The 22,088-nt window shown below is 51.8% G+C and carries 16 protein-coding genes; 8 read left to right on the top strand and 8 right to left on the bottom strand.

The genetic code is table 11. The features are described from left to right. Both D5398_RS13435 and acnB read right to left on the bottom strand, forming a co-directional pair. A partial coding sequence (locus D5398_RS13435) for a hypothetical protein (protein WP_162940762.1) occupies positions 1 to 359 on the bottom strand: 359 nt, incomplete at its 3' end. A gap of 320 nt (positions 360 to 679) precedes the next feature. Further along, positions 680 to 3,277 carry a bifunctional aconitate hydratase 2/2-methylisocitrate dehydratase gene (gene acnB / locus D5398_RS13430; protein ID WP_120508083.1) on the bottom strand — a complete coding sequence of 866 codons (2,598 nt, stop codon included), beginning with the start codon at positions 3,275 to 3,277 and terminating at the stop codon, positions 680 to 682. A gap of 429 nt (positions 3,278 to 3,706) precedes the next feature. On the opposite strand from acnB, the gene D5398_RS13425 reads away from it, so the two are divergent. Beyond that, the gene (locus D5398_RS13425; protein ID WP_162940761.1) at positions 3,707 to 4,375 is read left to right on the top strand and encodes a helix-turn-helix domain-containing protein; all 669 of its coding nucleotides are present in this window, start codon (positions 3,707 to 3,709) and stop codon (positions 4,373 to 4,375) included. Between the two features lie 102 nt (positions 4,376 to 4,477). Here D5398_RS13425 and lpdA read toward each other — a convergent pair whose 3' ends face one another. The 4 genes from lpdA to pdhR all read right to left on the bottom strand — a co-directional run bounded on the left by lpdA (position 4,478) and on the right by pdhR (position 11,629). Further along, entirely contained in the window at positions 4,478 to 5,902 is a 1,425-nt protein-coding gene (gene lpdA / locus D5398_RS13420) for a dihydrolipoyl dehydrogenase (protein WP_162940760.1), read from the bottom strand. Between the two features lie 212 nt (positions 5,903 to 6,114). Continuing rightward, the gene (aceF, locus tag D5398_RS13415; protein ID WP_120508080.1) at positions 6,115 to 8,019 is read right to left on the bottom strand and encodes a pyruvate dehydrogenase complex dihydrolipoyllysine-residue acetyltransferase; all 1,905 of its coding nucleotides are present in this window, start codon (positions 8,017 to 8,019) and stop codon (positions 6,115 to 6,117) included. A gap of 13 nt (positions 8,020 to 8,032) precedes the next feature. After that, positions 8,033 to 10,696 (bottom strand): pyruvate dehydrogenase (acetyl-transferring), homodimeric type, encoded by a 2,664-nt coding sequence (aceE, locus tag D5398_RS13410; RefSeq protein ID WP_120508079.1) that lies wholly within the window; start codon positions 10,694 to 10,696, stop codon positions 8,033 to 8,035. A 162-nt stretch (positions 10,697 to 10,858) separates the two neighbouring features. Then, positions 10,859 to 11,629 carry a pyruvate dehydrogenase complex transcriptional repressor PdhR gene (gene pdhR / locus D5398_RS13405; RefSeq protein ID WP_013576986.1) on the bottom strand — a complete coding sequence of 257 codons (771 nt, stop codon included), beginning with the start codon at positions 11,627 to 11,629 and terminating at the stop codon, positions 10,859 to 10,861. Positions 11,630 to 12,057: 428 nt separating this feature from the next. Between pdhR and aroP the strand changes: the two genes are divergently transcribed. The 3 genes from aroP to D5398_RS13390 all read left to right on the top strand — a co-directional run bounded on the left by aroP (position 12,058) and on the right by D5398_RS13390 (position 16,054). Continuing rightward, positions 12,058 to 13,428 (top strand): aromatic amino acid transporter AroP, encoded by a 1,371-nt coding sequence (gene aroP, locus D5398_RS13400; RefSeq protein ID WP_120508078.1) that lies wholly within the window; start codon positions 12,058 to 12,060, stop codon positions 13,426 to 13,428. A 213-nt stretch (positions 13,429 to 13,641) separates the two neighbouring features. After that, the gene (locus D5398_RS13395) at positions 13,642 to 15,084 is read left to right on the top strand and encodes a glycoside-pentoside-hexuronide (GPH):cation symporter (protein ID WP_120508077.1); all 1,443 of its coding nucleotides are present in this window, start codon (positions 13,642 to 13,644) and stop codon (positions 15,082 to 15,084) included. Beyond that, positions 15,077 to 16,054, top strand: coding sequence for a glycoside hydrolase family 43 protein (locus tag D5398_RS13390; protein WP_120508076.1), 978 nt, complete (start codon positions 15,077 to 15,079; stop codon positions 16,052 to 16,054). The genes D5398_RS13395 and D5398_RS13390 overlap by 8 nt, the downstream gene beginning before the upstream one ends. A gap of 80 nt (positions 16,055 to 16,134) precedes the next feature. Here D5398_RS13390 and ampE read toward each other — a convergent pair whose 3' ends face one another. Both ampE and ampD read right to left on the bottom strand, forming a co-directional pair. Then, positions 16,135 to 16,989: a beta-lactamase regulator AmpE gene (ampE, locus tag D5398_RS13385; protein ID WP_120508075.1), complete on the bottom strand. Its 855-nt coding sequence runs from the start codon at positions 16,987 to 16,989 to the stop codon at positions 16,135 to 16,137. Between the two features lie 59 nt (positions 16,990 to 17,048). Then, a complete protein-coding gene (gene ampD, locus D5398_RS13380) occupies positions 17,049 to 17,621 on the bottom strand; it encodes a 1,6-anhydro-N-acetylmuramyl-L-alanine amidase AmpD (protein WP_120508074.1) in 573 nt (190 codons plus the stop codon). Positions 17,622 to 17,715: 94 nt separating this feature from the next. On the opposite strand from ampD, the gene nadC reads away from it, so the two are divergent. The 4 genes from nadC to hofC all read left to right on the top strand — a co-directional run bounded on the left by nadC (position 17,716) and on the right by hofC (position 22,057). Then, complete coding sequence (gene nadC, locus D5398_RS13375) at positions 17,716 to 18,609, top strand: carboxylating nicotinate-nucleotide diphosphorylase (protein WP_120508073.1); 894 nt, start codon at positions 17,716 to 17,718, stop codon at positions 18,607 to 18,609. A 291-nt stretch (positions 18,610 to 18,900) separates the two neighbouring features. Then, positions 18,901 to 19,350 carry a prepilin peptidase-dependent pilin gene (gene ppdD, locus D5398_RS13370; RefSeq protein WP_120508072.1) on the top strand — a complete coding sequence of 150 codons (450 nt, stop codon included), beginning with the start codon at positions 18,901 to 18,903 and terminating at the stop codon, positions 19,348 to 19,350. Next, complete coding sequence (gene gspE / locus D5398_RS13365) at positions 19,347 to 20,840, top strand: type II secretion system protein GspE (protein ID WP_120508071.1); 1,494 nt, start codon at positions 19,347 to 19,349, stop codon at positions 20,838 to 20,840. Before ppdD ends, gspE begins: the two co-directional genes overlap by 4 nt. Beyond that, a complete protein-coding gene (gene hofC, locus D5398_RS13360; RefSeq protein WP_120508070.1) occupies positions 20,837 to 22,057 on the top strand; it encodes a protein transport protein HofC in 1,221 nt (406 codons plus the stop codon). The genes gspE and hofC overlap by 4 nt, the downstream gene beginning before the upstream one ends. The last annotated feature ends 31 nt before the right edge of the window (positions 22,058 to 22,088 follow it).

Genomic DNA, 22,088 nt, shown 5'->3' with positions numbered 1-22,088 from the left:
ACGCGCGCGGTCCCGAACTGGTTTAGCCAGGACTCCACGCTTTGCGCCGCCTTGCCGGTGGCACCGGAAGCGACCATACCTTTTAGCGCATCACTTGATGAATTTCCCGCAAGCATTGCACCGGATTGAGCGGCGAGCCCTGCCATTGAGGTATTACTCTCGGTATCCGAAGCTGTCGTCGTGTCTGAAGCTCCTCCCTGGCGGCTGGCAGAGGGTAACTTTTCATTTGCCGTTTTCTCAGACACCACAGGCGCCCTGGCTTCAGCGGCGGCGTCAAATGAAAAGGCGTAAATGCACATGGAAGAATAAGAAAACTGAAGGCCTATTTGTAATAAGCAAATTGCTTTTGAGACGCGCATTGTTTATTTCGCTCGATATTTATCATGAAAAAGGCGAAATAAACTGGGAAGGCAGATTTAGTTCGCGGAACCGCAGAAACTAAACGTTCAGTCCCGCGGCATCCACTTAATGATTATTTAAGAAAAAATAAACAGTAAAGATAATCCCATTTATTAATAATATATTATAATCACTTAGCTGCATTAAAAAGCAAATATAAAAAAGGGTTCATGTTGAACATGAACCCTTTTTACACCAGCCATGGGATCGGTCTGGTTATCTTCTATGATCCGCATCAGGCCGCAGCCTTCTTCAAATCACTGTCGTCAAGAAAGACGATTTAGACTGCGGTTTGGAAGATCACGCCGTCAGCTTTATCCGTATATTCACTCAGCTTGTCGAAGTTCAGATAACGGTAGGTATCTGCCGCTGTCTTATCCACTTCAGCCATGTAACCCAGGTATTCTTCCGGCGTTGGCAGACGTCCCAGCAGGGACGCAACAGCCGCCAGTTCAGCCGATGCCAGATAAACATTAGCACCGTTGCCCAGACGGTTCGGGAAGTTACGGGTAGAGGTGGAAACCACGGTAGAACCGTCGGCCACACGCGCCTGGTTACCCATGCACAGTGAACAACCTGGGATTTCTACACGCGCACCGCTCTTACCAAAGACGCTGTAATAGCCTTCTTCGGTCAGCTGAGCTGCATCCATTTTGGTCGGTGGCGCAACCCACAGACGGGTTGGCAACGCGCCTTTATGGCTGTCGAGAAGTTTACCTGCCGCACGGAAGTGACCAATGTTGGTCATGCACGAACCGATGAACACTTCGTCGATTTTGCTGTTCTGCACGGAAGACAACAGACGCGCATCATCCGGATCGTTCGGCGCACAAAGGATCGGCTCTTTGATGTCAGCCAGATCGATTTCGATGACCGCCGCGTATTCGGCATCGGCATCGGCTTCCAGCAGGTTCGGATTAGCCAGCCACTCTTCCATGCCCTTGATGCGGCGCTCGATGGTACGACGATCGCCGTAACCTTCAGAGATCATCCACTTCAGCAGCACGATGTTAGAGCTCAGGTATTCTTTGATTGGCGCCTGATCCAGTTTGATCGTACAACCTGCCGCTGAACGTTCTGCGGACGCATCCGCCAGTTCAAATGCCTGTTCTACTTTCAGTTCCGGCAGACCTTCGATTTCCAGAATACGGCCTGAGAAGAGGTTTTTCTTACCCTTCTTCTCAACGGTCAGATGACCTTCTTTGATCGCGTAGTAAGGGATCGCATGAACCAGATCACGCAGGGTGATACCCGGTTGCATTTTGCCTTTGAAACGCACCAGAACGGATTCCGGCATATCAAGAGGCATCACGCCGGTCGCCGCAGCAAACGCCACCAGACCGGAGCCCGCAGGGAAGGAAATCCCGATCGGGAAACGGGTATGGGAGTCACCGCCGGTACCGACTGTGTCCGGCAGCAGCATACGGTTCAGCCACGAGTGGATGATACCGTCGCCAGGGCGCAGTGAAACACCGCCGCGGTTCATGATGAAATCGGGCAGCGTGTGGTGTGTGGTCACGTCAACCGGCTTAGGATACGCAGCGGTATGACAGAATGACTGCATCACCAGATCGGCTGAGAAGCCCAGACAGGCCAGGTCTTTCAGCTCATCACGGGTCATAGGACCGGTGGTGTCCTGAGAACCCACTGACGTCATTTTTGGTTCGCAATATTCGTTCGGACGAATACCGGCAACGCCACAGGCGCGGCCAACCATTTTCTGCGCCAGCGAGAAACCTTTATTGCTTGCAGCAACTGGCTTAGCAATACGGAACACTTCGCTCTGAGGCAGTTTCAGTGACTCACGGGCTTTGGTGGTTAAACCACGGCCAATGATCAGCGGAATACGGCCACCCGCACGCACTTCGTCGAGCAGTACGTCGGTTTTCAGTTCGAAAGTGGCGATCACTGCGTTGGTTTCGTGGTTACGCACTTCGCCCTGGTACGGATAGATGTCGATAACATCGCCCATATTCAGGTCAGAAACGTCCACTTCGATCGGCAATGCACCGGCATCTTCCATGGTGTTGAAGAAGATTGGCGCGATTTTACCGCCGAGAACCACACCGCCGCCGCGTTTGTTCGGCACATGAGGAATATCATCGCCCATGAACCACAACACGGAGTTGGTGGCTGATTTACGTGAGGATCCAGTACCGACTACGTCACCAACGTAAGCCAGCGGGAAACCTTTTTTATTCAGTTCATCGATTTGCTTGATCGGACCGACGCTGCCAGGTTCATCCGGATGGATACCCTCGCGTTCGTTCTTCAGCATTGCCAGCGCGTGCAGCGGGATATCTGGACGGGACCAGGCATCCGGAGCCGGTGACAAATCATCGGTGTTGGTTTCGCCCGTCACTTTAAAGACAGTAACGGTGATTTTTTCAGCCAGCTGAGGGCGTGACAGATACCATTCGGCATCGGCCCATGACTGCAGAATTTTTTTCGCGTATTCGTTGCCGGCGTGTGCTTTTTCTTCCACATCGTAGAAGTTATCAAACATCAGCAGCGTGTGAGACAGCGCTTTGGCGGCAATAGGTGCCAGCGTTGTGCTCTCCAGTGCGTCGATCAGCGGATGAATGTTGTAACCGCCCTGCATGGTGCCCAGCAGTTCAACGGCTTTTTCAGGAGTGACCAACGGGGAGGTAGTTTCGCCTTTGGCGACTGCAGCCAGGAACCCGGCTTTAACATAGGCGGCTTCGTCGACGCCCGGTGGAACACGATTAATCAGCAGGTCTAACAGAGTATCTTCTTCGCCTTTCGGCGGATTTTTCAGGGACTCAACCAACGCTGCCATCTGTGAAGCATCAAGTGGCTTAGGGACGATGCCCTCTGCAGCACGCTCGGCTACGTGCTTACGGTATTCTTCTAGCACGACTTTCTCCTCGCTCTCATTGTCATTTATTATGCCTGGCTTCCCTCATCAGACCGGTAGTAATCCTGCAGGGACAGCGGAATATCGGATTGTCTGATGAGTCGGGGACACTGCGGGTATGATTGTTTCTTTGTCGGTTTACGACACATCCTGAACCGGAGCACAGTGTCCTTTAGCGCCGAAGCAGCATAGCAGGATTTTCAGGGGGTGTTAATCTGTTTACAAAAAAGCAACATTAAATTCTTGCTGAATCGTTAAGGACAAAATATTCCTTTCCGATATGCCGTTATGGCATCGGCTAACGCCTTGCGCAGCGGGCAGATACTGGCGTGCAGATAACATTTAAATGTTTAAGAATCTTCTATAACCCTATGCCAAACTTGATAGCATGAAGCAATGACCGGCCCTCTGACGAGAAACTTATCGAACATGAAGACGAACAGTAATATTCCACACAAAGGTAAAAAATCGCCACCGGGTCAAAAACCGTTAGAAGCCATCACACGCCTGGTTGACGCGTTTCTCCCGCACTCCTCCCCGGTGGTGTCAGACGACGCAAATACTCTTATCACCATGAATGCAGAAGACGGCCATCAGCAAATCATTTTGCTGTTAGAAGGCGAAATCAAAGTCTATCGATCTTCAGACAACTTGCTGTACGGCATCGCCACCGCGCCCGCAATTCTGGGGTTAATGACGTCTGAATACAGCAGTTCATCCTTTATTTTTAAAGGGAAAAAGGAAAGTAAGGTGAGTGCGCTGTCGCGCGAGACGGCTATCGACCTGATTGTCGATAATGAACTGGTGAGAGAGCTCATCGCTTACAGCACCAGCTTTACCGATTACCGCAGCTACCATTCCGACCTGATGATCAACCGCACTGCCTATGACATTATTTGCGGCCTGTTACAGGAAATGGAGCGCTTACCGGAAGAAATTCGCCGCAAAAACAGCATGGCAAATTTCATTCTGGAGCGTTCTAATTTAGCGCGCAGTGGCGTCATGAAGATTCTGGCGGATTTACGCGTAGGCGGTTATATCGATATCCAGAACGGAAAGCTGATTGCCATCAATAAGCGCCTGCCAGACGAATACTGATTTTTTTTGCATTGAGTTCAGGCTCTTCGGCACTGATTTCAGGCAAAAAAAACGGCCCCATAGGGCCGTTTTTACTTTCAACAGAAAGTCATTATCAGAAAGTTACTTCTTTTTCGCTTTCGGATTTGGCAGGTCAGTAATGCTGCCTTCGTAGATTTCTGCTGCCAGACCCACGGACTCGTGCAGAGTCGGGTGAGCATGGATGGTCAGCGCGATATCTTCTGCATCACAACCCATTTCGATAGCCAGACCGATTTCACCCAGCAGCTCGCCGCCGTTAGTACCGACAATCGCACCACCGATAACACGGTGAGATTCTTTGTCGAAGATCAGTTTGGTCATACCGTCTGCACAATCAGAAGCGATAGCACGGCCAGAAGCAGCCCACGGGAAGGTGGCGGTTTCGTAGCTGATGCCTTTTTCTTTCGCTTCTTTCTCAGTCAGACCAACCCAGGCAACTTCTGGCTCAGTGTAGGCAATGGATGGGATGACTTTCGGGTCGAAGTAGTGTTTCTTGCCGGAGATAACTTCGGCAGCCACGTGACCTTCGTGAACACCTTTGTGCGCCAGCATTGGCTGACCGACAATATCGCCGATTGCAAAGATGTGTGGCACGTTAGTGCGCATTTGTTTGTCGACGTGGATGAAACCACGATCGTCAACTTCGATGCCCGCAGCGCCCGCTTCCAGCAGTTTACCGTTGGGTACACGGCCGATAGCCACCAGCACGGCGTCATAACGCTGTGGTTCTGCAGGGGCTTTTTTGCCTTCCATTGTGACGTAGACGCCGTCTTCTTTGGCTTCTACCGCAGTCACTTTGGTTTCCAGCATCAGGTTGAATTGCTTGCTGATTTTCTTGGTGAAGACTTTCACCACGTCTTTGTCAGCCGCAGGAATAACCTGATCGAACATTTCTACCACGTCAATCTGAGAACCCAGCGCGTGGTAAACGGTACCCATTTCCAGACCGATGATACCGCCACCCATCACGAGCAGACGCTCAGGGACGGTTTTCAGTTCCAGCGCATCGGTAGAATCCCATACACGCGGGTCATCATGTGGAATGAACGGCAGTTTGATTGGACGGGAGCCCGCCGCAATGATGGCATTGTCGAAAGTGATGGTCGTAGGACCGTTTTCGCCTTCAACAACCAGAGTATTTGCGCCAGTAAATTTGCCCAAGCCGTTCACGACTTTGACTTTACGGCCTTTCGCCATACCTGCCAGACCACCGGTCAGCTGGTTGATGACTTTTTCTTTCCAGACACGAACTTTGTCGATGTCAGTTTTCGGCTCACCGAAAACAATACCGTGTTCTGCCAGTGCTTTTGCTTCAGAGATCACTTTCGCGACGTGCAGCAGAGCTTTAGAAGGGATACAACCTACGTTCAGGCACACGCCACCGAGGGTGGAATAACGCTCAACCAGAACGGTTTCAAGACCTAAATCAGCGCAACGGAAAGCAGCAGAATAGCCCGCAGGGCCAGCCCCAAGTACCACGACCTGAGTTTTAATTTCAGTACTCATCATGACCTCTTAATTTATGTCCGGCGGGTCTGACGTCATTTTTATGTCGCAACGCCCATCATCCACCGGGTCGTTCTATCCGCCCGCAGTTTACAAAATTGTTAACAAATTTGAAACAACAAACGGCATACGATTTGTGCTTAGCCCCGGAAAATCTCAAACAGCATGAAGAGATTATCAGAAAAAAGCCGGCCGATTGGCCGGCTTTTCGCTTACATCACCAGGCGGCGAATGTCAGACAACACGTTGTTGATGATGGTAATGAAGCGCGCACCATCGGCACCGTCAATGACACGGTGGTCGAAGGAGAGCGACATTGGCATCATCAGACGCGGTGTGAACTCTTTACCGTTCCAGACTGGCTCGATAGCAGACTTGGAAACACCGAGGATAGCCACTTCCGGCGCGTTGACGATTGGCGCGAAGTGGGTCGTCCCGATACCACCGAGGCTGGAGATAGTGAAGCAACCGCCCTGCATTTCGCCAGCAGTCAGTTTACCGTCACGGGCTTTCTTGGAGATAGCCATCAGCTCACGGGACAACTCGGCGATGCCTTTCTTGTTCACGTCTTTGAAGACCGGAACAACCAGACCGTTTGGCGTATCTACCGCCACACCGATGTTGATGTATTTTTTCAGCGTCAGTTTCTGACCATCTTCAGACAGTGAACTGTTGAAGCGTGGCATCTGCTCAAGCGCAGCGGCAACGGCTTTCATGATGAAGACGACCGGGGTGAATTTCACGTCCAGTTTGCGTTTAGCGGCTTCATCGTTCTGCTGTTTACGGAACGCTTCCAGCTCAGTGATATCGGTTTTGTCGAAGTGCGTAACGTGCGGGATCATCACCCAGTTACGGCTCAGGTTCGCACCAGAGATTTTCTGGATACGGCCCAGCTCAACTTCTTCAATCTCACCGAACTTGCTGAAGTCTACTTTCGGCCAAGGCAGCATGCCCGGCAGACCGCCACCCGTTGCTGCTGCCGGAGCGGCTTCAGCACGTTTGACTGCGTCTTTCACGTAAGTCTGAACGTCTTCGCGCAGGATACGACCTTTACGGCCAGTCCCTTTGACTTTCGCCAGATTAACGCCGAATTCACGGGCCAGACGACGGATAACCGGCGTGGCGTGAACGTAAGCGTCGTTCTCAGCGAATTCGCCTTTGCTCGCGGCTGAAGCAGCAGGGGCAGCCGCTTTCTGTTCCTGTTTCGCAGGTGCAGCCGCTTCTTCTTTCTTAGCCGCCGGAGCAGCAGGCGCAGCGCCTTCTACTTCGAAGACCATGATCAGAGAGCCGGTGCTGACTTTGTCGCCCGCAGCGATTTTGATTTCTTTCACGGTGCCCGCGAACGGTGCCGGGACTTCCATTGAAGCTTTATCGCCTTCAACGGTGATCAGTGACTGTTCTGCACTGATTTTATCGCCAACTTTAACCATGATTTCAGTGACTTCAACTTCGTCGCCACCGATATCTGGTACGTTCACTTCTTTGCTGCCGGTCTGAGCTGGAGCTGCTGGAGCCGCGTCTGATTTGGTTTCTGCTGCTGCGGCCGGTGCTGCTGCACCAGAACCTGCAACTTCGAAGACCATGATCAGAGAACCGGTGCTGACTTTGTCGCCCGCAGCGATTTTGATTTCTTTAACTTTGCCCGCGAACGGCGCAGGGACTTCCATAGAGGCTTTGTCGCCTTCTACGGTGATCAGCGATTGCTCAGCTGTCACGGTGTCGCCTACTTTTACCATGATTTCTGTGACTTCAACTTCGTCGCCACCGATATCAGGCACGTTCACTTCTTTGCTTTCGCTCGAAGCAGGCGCAGCGGCAGCGTTCTCTTGAACATTTGCTTCTGCTTTCGCTTCCTGTTTCGCGGGTGCTGCATCAGCAGCACCGTCGGCGGCTTCAAAGATCATAATCAGTTTGCCGGTCTCGACGGTATCGCCGACCGCAACTTTAATTTCTTTGACCACGCCAGCCTGTGGAGAAGGCACTTCCATAGAAGCTTTGTCGCCTTCAACGGTGATCAGCGATTGTTCAACTTCAACCTTATCGCCCACCTTCACCATAATTTCGGTGACTTCCACTGCATCTGCACCGATGTCCGGTACGTTAATTTCAATAGCCATCTGTCTTTACCTCTTATGCCAGACGCGGGTTAACTTTTTCAGGGTTGATATCGAATTTCTTAATGGCTTCTGCCACTACAGACGTTTCGATTTCACCGCGTTTAGCCAATTCACCCAGCGCAGCAACCACAACGTAGGAAGCATCCACCTCGAAGTGGTGACGCAGGTTTTCGCGGCTGTCTGAACGACCGAAGCCGTCTGTACCCAGTACGCGATAATCGCTGGCCGGAACGTAAGTACGAACCTGTTCAGCAAACAGTTTCATATAGTCGGTAGACGCAACCGCTGGCGCGTCGCTCATCACCTGGGCGATGTACGGAACGCGTGGCGTTTCGGTTGGGTGCAGCATGTTCCAGCGCTCACAGTCCTGACCGTCGCGGGCCAGTTCAGTGAAGGATGTCACGCTGTAAACGTCAGAACCTACGCCGTAGTCTTTGGACAGGATTTCAGCCGCTTCACGTACGTGACGCAGAATTGAACCGGAGCCCAGAAGCTGCACTTTACCTTTGCTACCTTCCAGAGTGTCTAACTTGTAGATACCCTTACGGATGCCTTCTTCCGCGCCTTCTGGCATGGCTGGCATATGGTAGTTTTCGTTCAGCGTAGTGATGTAGTAGTAGACGTTTTCCTGCGCATCGCCGTACATACGAACCAGACCATCATGCATGATGACAGCGACTTCGTAAGCGTAAGACGGATCGTAAGAAATACAGTTCGGGATAGTCAGAGACTGAATGTGGCTATGACCATCTTCGTGCTGCAAACCTTCGCCGTTCAGGGTAGTACGACCTGAAGTACCGCCGATCAGGAAGCCACGCGCCTGCTGGTCACCCGCTGCCCAGCACAGGTCGCCGATACGCTGGAAACCGAACATGGAGTAGTAGATGTAGAACGGGATCATTGGCAGATCATTGGTGCTGTAAGAAGTCGCTGCGGCGAGCCATGAAGAAGCGGCGCCCAGTTCGTTAATACCTTCCTGCAGGATCTGACCTTTCTCGTCTTCTTTATAGTAAGCAACCTGCTCACGGTCCTGCGGGGTATACTGCTGGCCGTTCGGGCTGTAAATACCAATCTGACGGAACAGACCTTCCATACCGAATGTACGCGCTTCGTCGGCGATGATCGGGACCAGACGGTCTTTAATAGAGTCGTTTTTCAGCATCACGTTCAGGGCACGGACGAAAGCGATAGTGGTAGAGATCTCTTTCTTCTGCTCTTCCAGCAGTTGTGAGAAGTCTTCCAGTTTCGGCATTTCCAGCTTCTGAGTGAAGTTTGGCAGACGAGTCGGCAGGTAGCCTTTCAGCGCAGCACGACGCTCATGCAGGTATTTGTATTCTGCAGAGTCTTTTTCCAGAGTGATGTACGGCAGTTTTTCCAGATTTTCATCGGCAACTGGCACGCTGAAACGATCACGGATATAGCGTACGCCATCCATGTTCATTTTTTTCACCTGGTGAGCAATGTTTTTACCTTCGGCAGCGTCGCCCATGCCATAACCTTTAATGGTATGCGCAAGGATAACGGTCGGCTGGCCTTTGGTGTTCTGTGCTTTGTTCAGTGCAGCGAAGACTTTCTTCGGATCATGACCGCCACGGTTCAGCGCCCAGATTTCGTCGTCGGTCATATCTTTGACCAGAGCGGCGGTTTCAGGGTATTTACCGAAGAAGTGTTCACGAACGTATTTGCCGTCGCGGGACTTGAAGGTCTGGTAGTCGCCATCAACGGTTTCGTTCATCAGCTGGATCAGTTTACCGCTGGTATCTTTACGCAGCAGCTCATCCCAACGGTTGCCCCAAATCACTTTGATCACGTTCCAGCCAGCGCCTGCAAAGATGCCGTCCAGTTCGTTGATGATTTTGCCGTTACCGGTTACCGGGCCATCAAGACGCTGTAAGTTACAGTTGATGATGAAGCACAGGTTGTCCAGTTTCTCACGGGTGGCGATGGTGATCGCACCTTTGGATTCTGGTTCGTCCATTTCACCGTCGCCCAGGAACGCGTAAACGCGCTGTGCGGAAGTGTCTTTCAGACCACGGTGTTCCAGATATTTCAGGAACTTAGCCTGATAGATAGCACCGATTGGGCCCAGACCCATGGAAACGGTCGGGAACTGCCAGAATTCTGGCATCAGTTTAGGGTGCGGATAAGAAGACAGACCTTTACCGTGAACTTCCTGACGGAAATTGTTCATCTGGTCTTCTGTCAGGCGGCCTTCAAGGAAAGCACGTGCGTAAACGCCCGGAGAGATGTGGCCCTGGAAGTAAACCAGATCGCCGCCGTCTTTTTCGTTGCGTGCGCGGAAGAAGTGGTTGAAACACACTTCGTACACGGTCGCAGAAGACTGGAAAGAAGCCATGTGGCCACCGAGTTCCAGGTCTTTCTTGGACGCACGCAGAACGGTCATGATGGCGTTCCAGCGGATAGCGGTACGAATGTTACGTTCCAGCTCCAGGTTACCTGGGTACTCAGGTTCGTCTTCAACAGCGATGGTATTGACGTAGTTACGGCTGGCTGCACCAGCAGCGACGCTCACGCCGCCCTTACGCGCTTCACTCAGAACCTGATCGATCAGGAACTGTGCACGCTCAACACCTTCTTCACGGATGACCGATTCGATCGCTTGTAGCCAGTCGCGAGTTTCGATCGGATCCACGTCATTATTTACACGTTCTGACATGGTGCTTTTCCTTATCTGTATCTAATACGTTGGTTTATCTGGAGCCTGTCTTCCTGCGCTCTTTCTAAAACGGTCTTGGTGATGAGAAAGCACACGAAGACAGGCCCGTCATGTAGTTGCCGTGAGCCCTCAAATGAAGGCTCTAAAAATTAACCCCGTGGGTTAACTTTCATCTTTTCGTTGCTGGAGCCGTCGTAAAGACCGATCCCGCCGGGTGTGTTCCCTGCTGAGATCCAGCAAAACTTCTTCAATGAACGCCAGGTGACGGTGAGATGCGGCACGCGCTATTTCTGGTTCCCGTGCAACAATCGCCTCGAAAATACTGGCGCGGTGGTTGCTAACCGTCGCCAACATTTCGCGGCGTGAGTATAGCAATTCAAAGTTCTGTCGAACGTTCTTCTCGAGCATCGGTCCCATACAGCGAACCAAATGCAGCAGCACGACATTATGCGCTGCTTCTGTTACAGCAACCTGATACTGCATCACCGCGTCGGCTTCTGCATCCAGGTCCCCGCTGTCTTGTGCAGTCTGAATGACCACATGACAATCGCGAATGCGCTGCAAATCTTCCTCTGTGCCACGAAGCGCCGCGTAATAGGCAGCGATCCCTTCAAGGGCATGGCGTGTTTCAAGGAGATCGAATTGTGATTCAGGATGGTCGGCCAGTAATTCGGCCAGCGGATCGCTCACGCTTTGCCAGAGATTACTTTGTACGAAAGTACCACCACCCTGACGGCGCAGGAGTAGCCCCTTCCCTTCCAGGCTTTGGATTGCCTCTCTGAGAGAAGGTCGCGATACATCAAACTGTTTGGCCAGTTCGCGCTCTGGCGGAAGCTTTTCCCCGGGTCTCAAAGTGCCTTCGAGGATCAGGAACTCAAGTTGCTGCTCGATCACATCGGATAACTTAGGCTGTCGGATTTTGCTGTAAGCCATATATGTGCTGTTCTCTGCGAGTAGCGACTCTGTAAGTTGCCGGAGTCAATTGGTAATACCAATTTAAAAAACGTGGCCGTAAAGTAACAAAGTATTCACCTTGTGTCCATATGGCTACCCAGTAAATGCGTCGACCCCGCACAATTTAACAAATTCTTATCATTTATCTTTTTTACCCAGCCGCAGATCACATTTTTTAGATCCTGAACAATTTTCCAGTCAATTTGGCTATTTGTTATGCAGATGATGCATAAACCCCGTGCAAACTTTTGCGCATACCACTATTCTTGGCCGAACGGTAGATGATGCTGCTTTTTAGGCACAATCCAGCCGTAAATAATTAAATACAAAAAGTGTAATTATCGCCTTACATTCTTTATAACACGCAGAATGTTATGGGTTTTGCCCCAATGACAGAGGACAGGTAAATGGTTGATCAACAACAAGGCGATGAGCTGAAGCGTGGTCTAAAAAACCGCCATATTCAGCTGATTGCACTAGGTGGGGCCGTCGGCACAGGGCTGTTTCTGGGCAGCGCTTCCGTCATTCAGTCTGCGGGGCCGGGGATTATTCTGGGTTACGCAATTGCAGGTTTTATTGCCTTTTTAATTATGCGCCAGTTAGGTGAAATGGTTGTTGAGGAGCCGGTTGCAGGCTCATTCAGCCACTTTGCTTATAAATACTGGGGTGGATTCGCGGGCTTTGCTTCCGGCTGGAACTACTGGGTTCTGTACGTGCTGGTGGCGATGGCAGAACTGACCGCAGTAGGTAAATATATTCAATTCTGGTATCCGGAGATCCCAACATGGGCTTCTGCGGCTGTATTTTTCGTGCTGATCAACGCCATCAACCTCACCAACGTTAAAGTTTTTGGTGAGATGGAATTCTGGTTTGCGATCATCAAAGTGGTTGCCGTTGTGGCGATGATTCTGTTCGGCGGCTGGTTACTGTTCAGCGATACCGCAGGTCCGCAGGCCACAGTACGTAACCTCTGGGAACAAGGAGGATTCCTGCCGCATGGTATGACCGGGCTGGTCATGATGATGGCCATCATCATGTTCTCGTTCGGTGGTCTGGAACTGGTCGGTATCACCGCCGCTGAAGCGGATAATCCGGAAATCAGCATTCCTAAAGCCACCAATCAGGTTATCTACCGCATTCTGATTTTCTATGTGGGCTCACTGGCCGTACTGCTTTCCCTGATGCCGTGGACCCGCGTCGGGCCAGACACCAGCCCGTTCGTCCTGATCTTCCATGAACTGGGTGATGCACTGGTTGCGAATGCTCTGAACGTGGTGATCCTGACTGCTGCCCTGTCCGTCTACAACAGCTGTGTTTACTGTAACAGCCGCATGTTGTTCGGTCTGGCACAGCAAGGCAACGCGCCAAAATCCCTGATGAAAGTCGACAAACGCGGCGTGCCGGTGGCTTCCATCCTCGTTTCTGCTGCCACTACCGCACTTTGCGTTCTGATTAACTATCTGATGCCGGGAGAAGCGTTTGGTCTGCTGATGGCACTGGTGGTTTCTGCACTGGTGATCAACTGGGCGATGATAAGCCTTGCGCACATGAAATTCCGTCAGGCTAAACGTCGTGAAGGCGTGGAACCTAAGTTCAAAGCGCTGCTGTATCCGGTGGGTAACTACATCTGTCTGCTGTTTATGGCGGCGATTCTGGTGATCATGGCTATGACCCCTGGCATGGCGATCTCCGTATGGCTGATCCCGGTCTGGCTTGTCGTTCTGGGCATCGGTTACTGGATCAAGAATCAGCAAAGCGGAAAATCCGTTAACGCTTAAGCAATAGTAATTGTTTAAAATTCTCAGACGCCCCGGCTAAATCACTTACCGGGGCGTCTTGTTATACAGGTCACACTTTTTCTGAGATGACCAAATCGTCCATCTTCACGACTCTTACCTCCTGACTCTTATTCCCTTCCTGAGCCAATACTCTGGGCTATCAAACAGTTTTTTAACAACTGTCCTTTTGACATCTATCCGGAGAGAACATCCATGAAGGAAGGCGCGCTGTCGTTCAAAGAGAAAGTGGCGTACGGCATGGGGGATGCAGGCTGTAATATGATTGGCGGCGCCATCATGCTGTTTCTTAATTATTTTTACACTGACGTTTTCGGTTTAGCACCGGCGCTGGTCGGCGTATTACTGCTTTCAGTACGCGTCATTGACGCCGTCACCGACCCGATCATGGGCGCGATTGCCGATCGCACGACCACCCGCTGGGGACGGTTCCGCCCGTATTTGTTATGGGTTTCGGTGCCGTATGTTCTTTTCAGCGTGCTGATGTTCACCACGCCAGAATGGAGCTATAACAGCAAGGTTATCTATGCTTTTGTCACCTACTTCCTGATGTCACTGACTTACACAGCCATTAACATTCCTTACTGTTCACTGGGGGGCGTAATTACTGCCGATCCGCATGAACGTGTGGCCTGTCAGTCTTACCGTTTCTTTATGGTTGGGATTGCCACACTGATCCTGTCATCGACTCTTCTGCCAATGGCGGATTTTTTCGGCGGCGCGGATAAAGCCAAGGGCTATCAGATGTCTATGGGCGTGATGGCGATCATCGCGCTGTTTATGTTCCTGTTCTGCTTCAGCTCGGTGAAAGAACGCATCCAGCCAGCGGTACCTTCTAAACACGCCCTGAAATCTGACCTGAAAGATGTATGGAAAAACGACCAGTGGGTGCGCATCCTGTTGCTGACATTCTGCAACGTCTGTCCGGGCTTCATCCGGATGGCAGCCACCATGTATTACGTCACCTGGGTTATGGAAAAGTCCACGTCGTTCGCCAGTATGTTTATCAGCCTGGGCGTAGTGGGCATGATGATCGGCAGCGCACTGGCAAAACCGCTGACCGATAAATACTGCAAACTGAAAGTGTTCTTCTGGGCCAACATCATCCTGACAATTTTCTCCTGCGGCTTCTATTTCCTCGATCCGCACGCCACAACGCTGATTCTGGTGGCGTACTTCATTCTGAACATCATGCACCAGCTCCCTTCCCCGCTGCACTGGTCGCTGATGGCCGATGTGGATGATTATGGCGAATGGAAAACCGGGAAACGCGTCACCGGTATCAGCTTCTCCGGCAACCTGTTCTTCCTCAAATGCGGGCTGGCGGTGGCGGGTGCGATGGTCGGCTTCCTGCTCTCCGCTTATGGCTACAATGCCGGAGCAACACAGCAAAGTGACCACGCAATCAACGGCATTGTGCTGTTGTTCACCATCATCCCAGGTGTGGGATATCTGATTACTGCCGGTGTGGTGCGTTTACTGAAAGTGGATCGCGAAACCATGCGCACCATTCAGGCTGATCTGGAAATTCGTCGCCGTAATTACCGCGAGCTGAATGAATATCACGACGCAAAAAATGCACAAGACGCGGATATCGCCAGCGTCTCACTGAACAGCAAGGAGCTGAAACATGAGTAATTACCCTAATCCGCTGATTGAGCAACGCGCAGACCCGCATATCTGGCTGCACAGCGACGGAAACTATTACTTTATCGCGTCGGTTCCTGAATATGACCGGCTGGAGATCCGCCGCTCGCCAACGCTGACCGGCCTTGCCAGCGCGCCAGCGACCGTCGTCTGGCATAAACCTGAAACCGGACCGATGAGCGCACTGATTTGGGCGCCGGAACTGCATTTTATTAACGATAAATGGGTTATCTATTACGCCGCTGCGCCGTCGCAGGAAATTGTGGACGGATTATTCCAGCACCGGATGTATGCGCTGGTGTGCGAAGAGGCCGATCCGCTTACGGGAAAATGGCAGGAGAAAGGCCGGATCCAGACGCCTATCGACAGCTTCTCCCTCGATGCCACGCATTTCGAACATCAGGGCAAAAGCTATTATCTGTGGGCGCAGAAAGACCCGGCAATTCGCGGAAACTCCAATCTGTATCTGGCTGAAATGGAAAACCCGTGGACGCTGAAATCGCCGCCAGTCTTGCTTACCAAACCTGAACTGGATTGGGAAATCATCGGTTTTTGGGTCAACGAAGGCCCGGCGGTGATCACCCATGGCGATAAGATTTTCATCACTTATTCCGCCAGCGCCACCGACGAGAATTACTGTATTGGTTTACTTTGGGCAGATCTCAGTAGCAATCTGATGGATCCGGCGAACTGGCATAAATCTCAGCATCCGGTGTTCACCACCCAGGCGCAGAACAAACAGTTCGGCCCTGGCCACAACAGCTTTACCCGCAACGAACAGGGCGAAGATGTACTGGTGTATCACGCGCGAAATTACACGGAAATAGAAGGTGATCCACTTTATGACCCTAACCGGCATACGCGCATAAAGACCCTTCGCTGGGATGAAAACGGGATGCCAGATTTCGGTGAACCCGCCGCCGATAACCGGCCGCTGACCTTGCAAAAACAGCGCGGATAAAAACAAAAAGCCCGAACATGAAAATGTGCCGGGCTTTTTTATTCGTGCTTTGTAGTGACCAGAGGTGCAGCAGAATCTCGTTAAATCAGCGTGCCGTAAATCGTCAGAAGCGCAACAACGACCAGAATAATCATCGTCACTTTGCGTGCCAGACTCACCGCAGCGCGTGGCGTTTGTACCGGATCGGTATGCGGATCACGTGCCAGCGAGAACTGCGCCAGACGGGTTAATACCTGATACTGTGACGAGTGAATATCACCAAGCGAAGCAAACCACGCCGGCAGCGCTTTCTCACCGTGGCCCAGCAGTGCATAAGCCACACCCGCCAGACGAACCGGGATCCAGTCCAGAATATGCAGCAGAGCATCAACGCCGGATTGCGCACGTTTTAAAGGCGGCATATGGCGCGCCAGCCAGGTCTGGTATCCGCGCAAGGCTGCATATCCGCCTAAAGCAACCGGGCCGAAGGGTCCGCACACCACAAACCAAAATAATGGCCCGAGATAGTAACGGTAGTTTATCCATAACAGCGCATTTTGCAGTTCCCGCAAGCGGGCTTCTTCCGTGCAATCCGTCGGCAGGCCATGGATTAACGCCAGTTCTTCAGCCATTTCTTTGCTGGCGTCAGCATCCCCCTGACGGGCGGACTTAAGATAAGCGCGATAATGCTTACGTTTAATTCCCGCGCCAATACACAGCAGACACAAAATCACCCATAAAATCAGCGTCGGTACGCCAAAGAAGATCCCCTGCAGTGCACGCAGTACGACCCAGATCACCGCCATCCAGATGACCATGATAGCCAGCGTTTTCACCAGGGAAGTCTGCCGCCCGCGGCGGAATATCACCTCGAACCGATGGTCCAGCTGCCAGTGTTCACCCAGTTTGAACAGCCGTTCCCAAGCCAGCACCAGCAGCAAAGTAAATAACGTCATCGATTGTCACTCTCTCTCAATACATCACATGCTCAACACACACCAGAGGCCGCGTTAACTCACTGGTCAGAAGAACTATTCTGCCCTACCGGCAGCGTTATCAGCTTGCGATAAAATGCCCAGTCAAATTCAGGGCCGGGATCGGTCTTACGCCCCGGAGCAATATCACTGTGTCCGGTAATGGCATCAAGATTAATGGGATAGTGCTTAATTAACAAATCAGTAACAGCAGCGAGACTGCGATATTGCGCGTCAGTAAAAGGCTCAAAATCAGTGCCCTCCAGCTCGATGCCAATGGAGAAATCATTGCAGCGTTCGCGCCCCTGCCAGATTGAAACACCTGCATGCCAGGCACGTTTATCAAAAGGAACGTATTGAACAATTTCGCCATCGCGCCGGATCAGGCAATGCGCAGCAACACGCAGCTGGTGGATGCCTTCAAAATAAGGATCGTCCTGCGGGTTCAGGGTGCCGGTAAAGAGTTGATCAATATAAGGACCGCCGAATTTTCCGGGCGGCAAACTGATGTTGTGGACAACCAGCAACGAGGGGATTTCATCGTCAGGACGGAGATCAAAATGGGGAGAAACGACCCGCCGGGCTTCGGCTATCCAGCCTTGTTCTAAGTGCATCAAAGACCTCAATGATGTGCTTGTGTGGTACTTATCACAGCAACAGGGTAGCATGTTTTTTTGTCCTTCTTATCCGCCATTTCGGAGTATTTGTATGTCTACCCGCAGCTACAGCCCTGAAAGTCGCCGCGCACAGTTACTCGAACGTATCCAGAATGATATTCCAACTCTTGTGACTCAAGCCCTGGGCGAAGACCTCGGCGGCGAAGCTAATGCTAACAATGATTTAACGGCGCAATTGTTACCGCAGGATAAAAACGCGACCGCCACAATCATCACCCGGGAACCTGGCATTTTTTGCGGGCAACGCTGGCTGGATGAAGTCTTTAAGCAACTGGCCGGGGACAAAATCACCGTCAGATGGCATGTTAAAGACGGCGACGCAGTTTCTGAAAACCAGACGTTATGCGAACTTTCCGGCTCCGCACGTATGTTGCTGACCGGCGAACGTACCGCGCTGAATTTTGTGCAAACGCTCTCCGGCGTGGCAACCGAAGTGAATCACTATGTGAAAATTCTGCAAGGCACAAAAACCAAGCTGCTGGACACCCGCAAAACTTTGCCGGGTCTGCGTACTGCATTGAAATATGCCGTGCTGTGCGGTGGCGGAAGCAATCACCGTCTGGGTCTGGCCGATGCGTTTCTTATTAAAGAAAACCACATCATTGCCTGTGGCTCAATTAAAGCGGCAGTCGAGCGCGCATTGTGGATCCATGCCGAGGTTCCTGTGGAAGTCGAAGTCGAATCCCTCGATGAACTTCAGCAGGCGCTGGATGCAAAAGCGGACATCATCATGCTCGATAACTTTACCGTACCGATGATGCGCGAAGGCGTGGCACTGACCGCCGGTCGCGCGCTGCTTGAAGTCTCCGGTAATGTTACGGAAACAACGCTGCGTGAGTTCGCAGAAACCGGCGTGGATTATATTTCCGTCGGTGCGCTGACTAAACATGTCAGAGCGATGGATCTCTCCATGCGCTTTAGCTGATTGCTGCGCTGTTGCCCCTGACTTCCTTTTCAGGGGCAACACGACTTCTTCCGGTCTATTTCATCTTGCCGCATTACCCTCGCATTCTCACGGCCTGACTGCCATCCCCTTTTTCATTTCATCATCATTCTTGCGGAGCATTACGCAAAAATTTTGCCGTCCTGAATAACATGCATATTTATCCTGGAAGACATCGCGTAGAAGCCAACAATGGGGCTGGAGTCCGGTGATATCTGCGTTTAGTTTGCTGCCAGAGCATTACCCCCGCAGTTTTACTTAACGGAGAACGCCATGCACCGGCAACAAGGATTTACCCTCATTGAACTGATGGTCGTGATCGCGATTATTGCGATCCTCAGCGCCATCGGCATACCCGCTTACCAGAGCTATATCCAGAAAGCCGCCATGACCGACATGCTGCAAACGATGGTGCCGTATAAAACCGGCGTCGAATTGTGTGTGATTGATGTCGGAACCCTGACGGGTTGCAACGCAGGCACTCAGGGGATCCCCGCTGCAACCAGCAGCCGTTATGTCAGCCAGGTACGCGTCAGCGCAGGCGTCATATCGCTCACCGGGCAACAGGCGCTCGATGGGCTCAGCGTCGTCATGACACCGGTGGTCGATAATCTGGCAGGGGGGATCGTCTGGAATCGCAGTTGCACGAACGCCGCCAATACTTCGATGGTTGATGCGTGCGAAAGCGTATTTCGTTTTGACAGTCAGGGAGCAACTCAATGACCGATACACCACTGACCACTGTTTCGCCGGTACATAGCGAAAGGCAGCAAAGTGAAGCTTCGCTTGAAGCCCTGTGCCAGCGATATAAAGCCGTCATTTTACATCGTGACCCGCAGACCCTTCGCGTTGCCTGTCATGAAAGCGAGGCGGACACGGAATCGCTGAGCAACGTGCTGCGTTTCGCCACCGGCTTGAAAGTCCAGCTTGAACGCTGGCCACAGGCGCGGCTGGAACAGGTAATGGAAAAAGACCCTTCCGGCTCGCAGCAAAATGCCGTGCAGGAGGAGCCAACCCCGTCAGTTTCCCATGACGAGAATGAACTTAGCGCCCAAAGTGAAGCCCCGGTCATTAATGTGCTTAACCAGATCCTCAGGCACGCTATTACCCGTCGCGCCTCGGATATTCACTTTGAACCTTTTGAGCACAGCTTCCGGGTTCGCGTCCGGATTGATGGCGTATTACAGGAAATCCCCGGCCCTGAGTTTTCGATGGCTGCCAGCGTATGCGCACGCCTGAAAATTATGGGGCAGCTCAACGTGGCAGAACGCAGATTGCCGCAGGACGGTCAGCTTTCAGTGATGCTGCAAAATCAGCGATACTCGATGCGGGTTTCGTCCCTGCCGACGCTGCACGGTGAAAAAATCGTGCTGCGGATACTCCATATGACACAGCAGGATCTGTCAATGTCACAGCTGGGGTTTACGCCACGCGATCTCGACTATTTCAAAGCAGCGCTTAAACATCCGCAGGGATTGATTCTGGTCACCGGCCCGACAGGCAGCGGAAAAACAGTGACGCTCTACAGCGGCCTGCGGCATCTGAACGCCATTACCCGAAATATCTGCAGCGTTGAGGATCCGATCGAAATTCCGGTCAGCGGCATTAATCAGACGCAGATCAACAGCAAAACGGATCTGAGTTTTGCCGGTGTCCTGCGGGCATTATTACGTCAGGATCCTGATGTGATTATGGTCGGTGAAATCCGGGATAAAGAAACTGCCGAGATTGCTGTAAAAGCGGCGCAGACCGGGCATATGGTGCTTTCTACTCTCCACACCAATTCCACCTGCGAGACGCTGACCCGTCTGAGACAAATGGGGATCGAAGGCTTTCATATAGCAGCCAGTTTACGTCTGGTCATCGCACAGCGACTGGTTCGAAAACTTTGCCCACATTGCCGCAAAGCACATATGGCACTGGTCGAAAAAGGCCCCGATGGGCACAGCAGCACAATGCCACTTTGGTTAGCCGCGGGATGCCATCAATGTTTTTCCGGCTACTACGGACGTACAGGGATTTACGAGACACTCAATATTACCCCCCGGTTGCAGCAGGCCCTGGTCTCGGGTGCGGGTGTGACTGAACTGAGTAAAATCGCCCGAGAGCAGGGACAGAAAACCTTGCAGGAAGCGGGAATGCTACTGGTCGAGCAAGGTATCACCTCACTTGAAGAACTCTACAGAGTTACCGGGGAAGACACCGGCTTATGAACGAAACCGGGGCTGTTTCTAAAAAGTGGCGACTTTATCAATGGCAGGCAGTCGATACGCTGGGAAGTATTCAGCAGGGAAATTGCATTGAAATAAATAAAGACAACATTTACCAGCAGCTCTTTGCCGCAGGTTTGCAGCCGGTGAGTATCAGGATGAAGCAACGCCTGAGAAGGCAATTTTGGAAAAATCAGGAGCGCGTCGCCTTTGTCAGACAACTGGCGACGCTTCTGCAGGCCGGTTTACCCCTGATGAATAGCCTGACGTTGCTGGGCAATGAGCATACGAAAGCAGCGTGGAACTGCGTGCTGCTGAACATCGCCAAAGGCGTCCGCGAGGGAAAACCTCTTTCAGAGATGCTGGGCCAGTATCCCGATACGTTTCCTGATATTTACCGGCAAATTATTTCGATAGGCGAGCTGACGGGTCAGCTGGACAGATGCTGTCTGCAACTGGCGACCCAGCAGGAACAACAGGCTGAATTGAGAAATAAGGTGAAAAAAGCTCTGCGTTATCCGCTGATCGTCAGCGCGATTGCCACTGTTGTTACCGTGCTGATGCTGACGCTGGTTCTGCCTGAGTTTGCGAAGATTTACGCTTCCTTTGATGCTAAGTTGCCGTGGTTTACTCAGATGCTAATCAACACTTCGGAAGCGTTGATCACGACAGGCCCGTGGATAGCAGGAGCACTTTTGCTTTGTTGTTTTGGATATCTGCAAAAAATGCATCCGCACATTCGCTGGAAACTGCGTGAGCAAAAACTTCTGCTCCGGTTGCCCCTGACTTCACGGCTGGTAACAGACAGCTGCCTCGGCCAAATTTTTCAAACACTGGCGATGACACAACAGGCAGGAATGACATTAATCGCAGGGCTGGCGGCGGCCTCTGCTTCTGTATCTAATTTGCATTTTCAGGCCGCACTGAACCAGATACGTGAGCAGATCATGCAAGGGATCCCCCTACACAAAGCGTTTGTTCAGTCACCGCTGTTTCCGACCTTATGCCATCAGCTGATTAAAATCGGTGAAGAATCAGGTTCTCTGGATGAGCTACTGCAAAAACTCGCGCACCTGCATAACCATAAAGCGAATTCACTGGCCGACACTTTGTCGCAAACCATTGAACCCGTGCTGATGGCAGTAATGGGGATCATTGTGGGCGGGCTGGTGATTGCAATGTATCTTCCGATATTCCAGCTGGGGTCGGTGATGGGATAGGAAAACGGATAAAGCAGAATGAAAAAAAACA

Origin of the sequence: Rahnella bruchi, assembly GCF_003614975.1 — a bacterium.
Taxonomy (GTDB): Bacteria; Pseudomonadota; Gammaproteobacteria; order Enterobacterales; family Enterobacteriaceae; genus Rahnella; species Rahnella bruchi.
Note: the sequence above shows the minus strand (reverse complement) of the source record. Positions and strands in the feature narration are given on the sequence as shown.

Bases quoted from the DNA above. Each gene is read 5' to 3' on its own strand.
- lpdA (WP_162940760.1), bottom strand. From the start codon at position 5,902: ATGAGTACTGAAATTAAAACTCAGGTCGTGGTACTTGGGGCTGGCCCT.
- ampE (WP_120508075.1), bottom strand. From the start codon at position 16,989: ATGACGTTATTTACTTTGCTGCTGGTGCTGGCTTGGGAACGGCTGTTC.
- D5398_RS13395 (WP_120508077.1), top strand. From the start codon at position 13,642: ATGAAGGAAGGCGCGCTGTCGTTCAAAGAGAAAGTGGCGTACGGCATG.
- gspE (WP_120508071.1), top strand. From the start codon at position 19,347: ATGACCGATACACCACTGACCACTGTTTCGCCGGTACATAGCGAAAGG.
- aroP (WP_120508078.1), top strand. From the start codon at position 12,058: ATGGTTGATCAACAACAAGGCGATGAGCTGAAGCGTGGTCTAAAAAAC.
- pdhR (WP_013576986.1), bottom strand. From the start codon at position 11,629: ATGGCTTACAGCAAAATCCGACAGCCTAAGTTATCCGATGTGATCGAG.
- D5398_RS13390 (WP_120508076.1), top strand. From the start codon at position 15,077: ATGAGTAATTACCCTAATCCGCTGATTGAGCAACGCGCAGACCCGCAT.
- D5398_RS13425 (WP_162940761.1), top strand. From the start codon at position 3,707: ATGAAGACGAACAGTAATATTCCACACAAAGGTAAAAAATCGCCACCG.
- aceF (WP_120508080.1), bottom strand. From the start codon at position 8,019: ATGGCTATTGAAATTAACGTACCGGACATCGGTGCAGATGCAGTGGAA.
- ampD (WP_120508074.1), bottom strand. From the start codon at position 17,621: ATGCACTTAGAACAAGGCTGGATAGCCGAAGCCCGGCGGGTCGTTTCT.
- hofC (WP_120508070.1), top strand. From the start codon at position 20,837: ATGAACGAAACCGGGGCTGTTTCTAAAAAGTGGCGACTTTATCAATGG.
- aceE (WP_120508079.1), bottom strand. From the start codon at position 10,696: ATGTCAGAACGTGTAAATAATGACGTGGATCCGATCGAAACTCGCGAC.
- nadC (WP_120508073.1), top strand. From the start codon at position 17,716: ATGTCTACCCGCAGCTACAGCCCTGAAAGTCGCCGCGCACAGTTACTC.
- ppdD (WP_120508072.1), top strand. From the start codon at position 18,901: ATGCACCGGCAACAAGGATTTACCCTCATTGAACTGATGGTCGTGATC.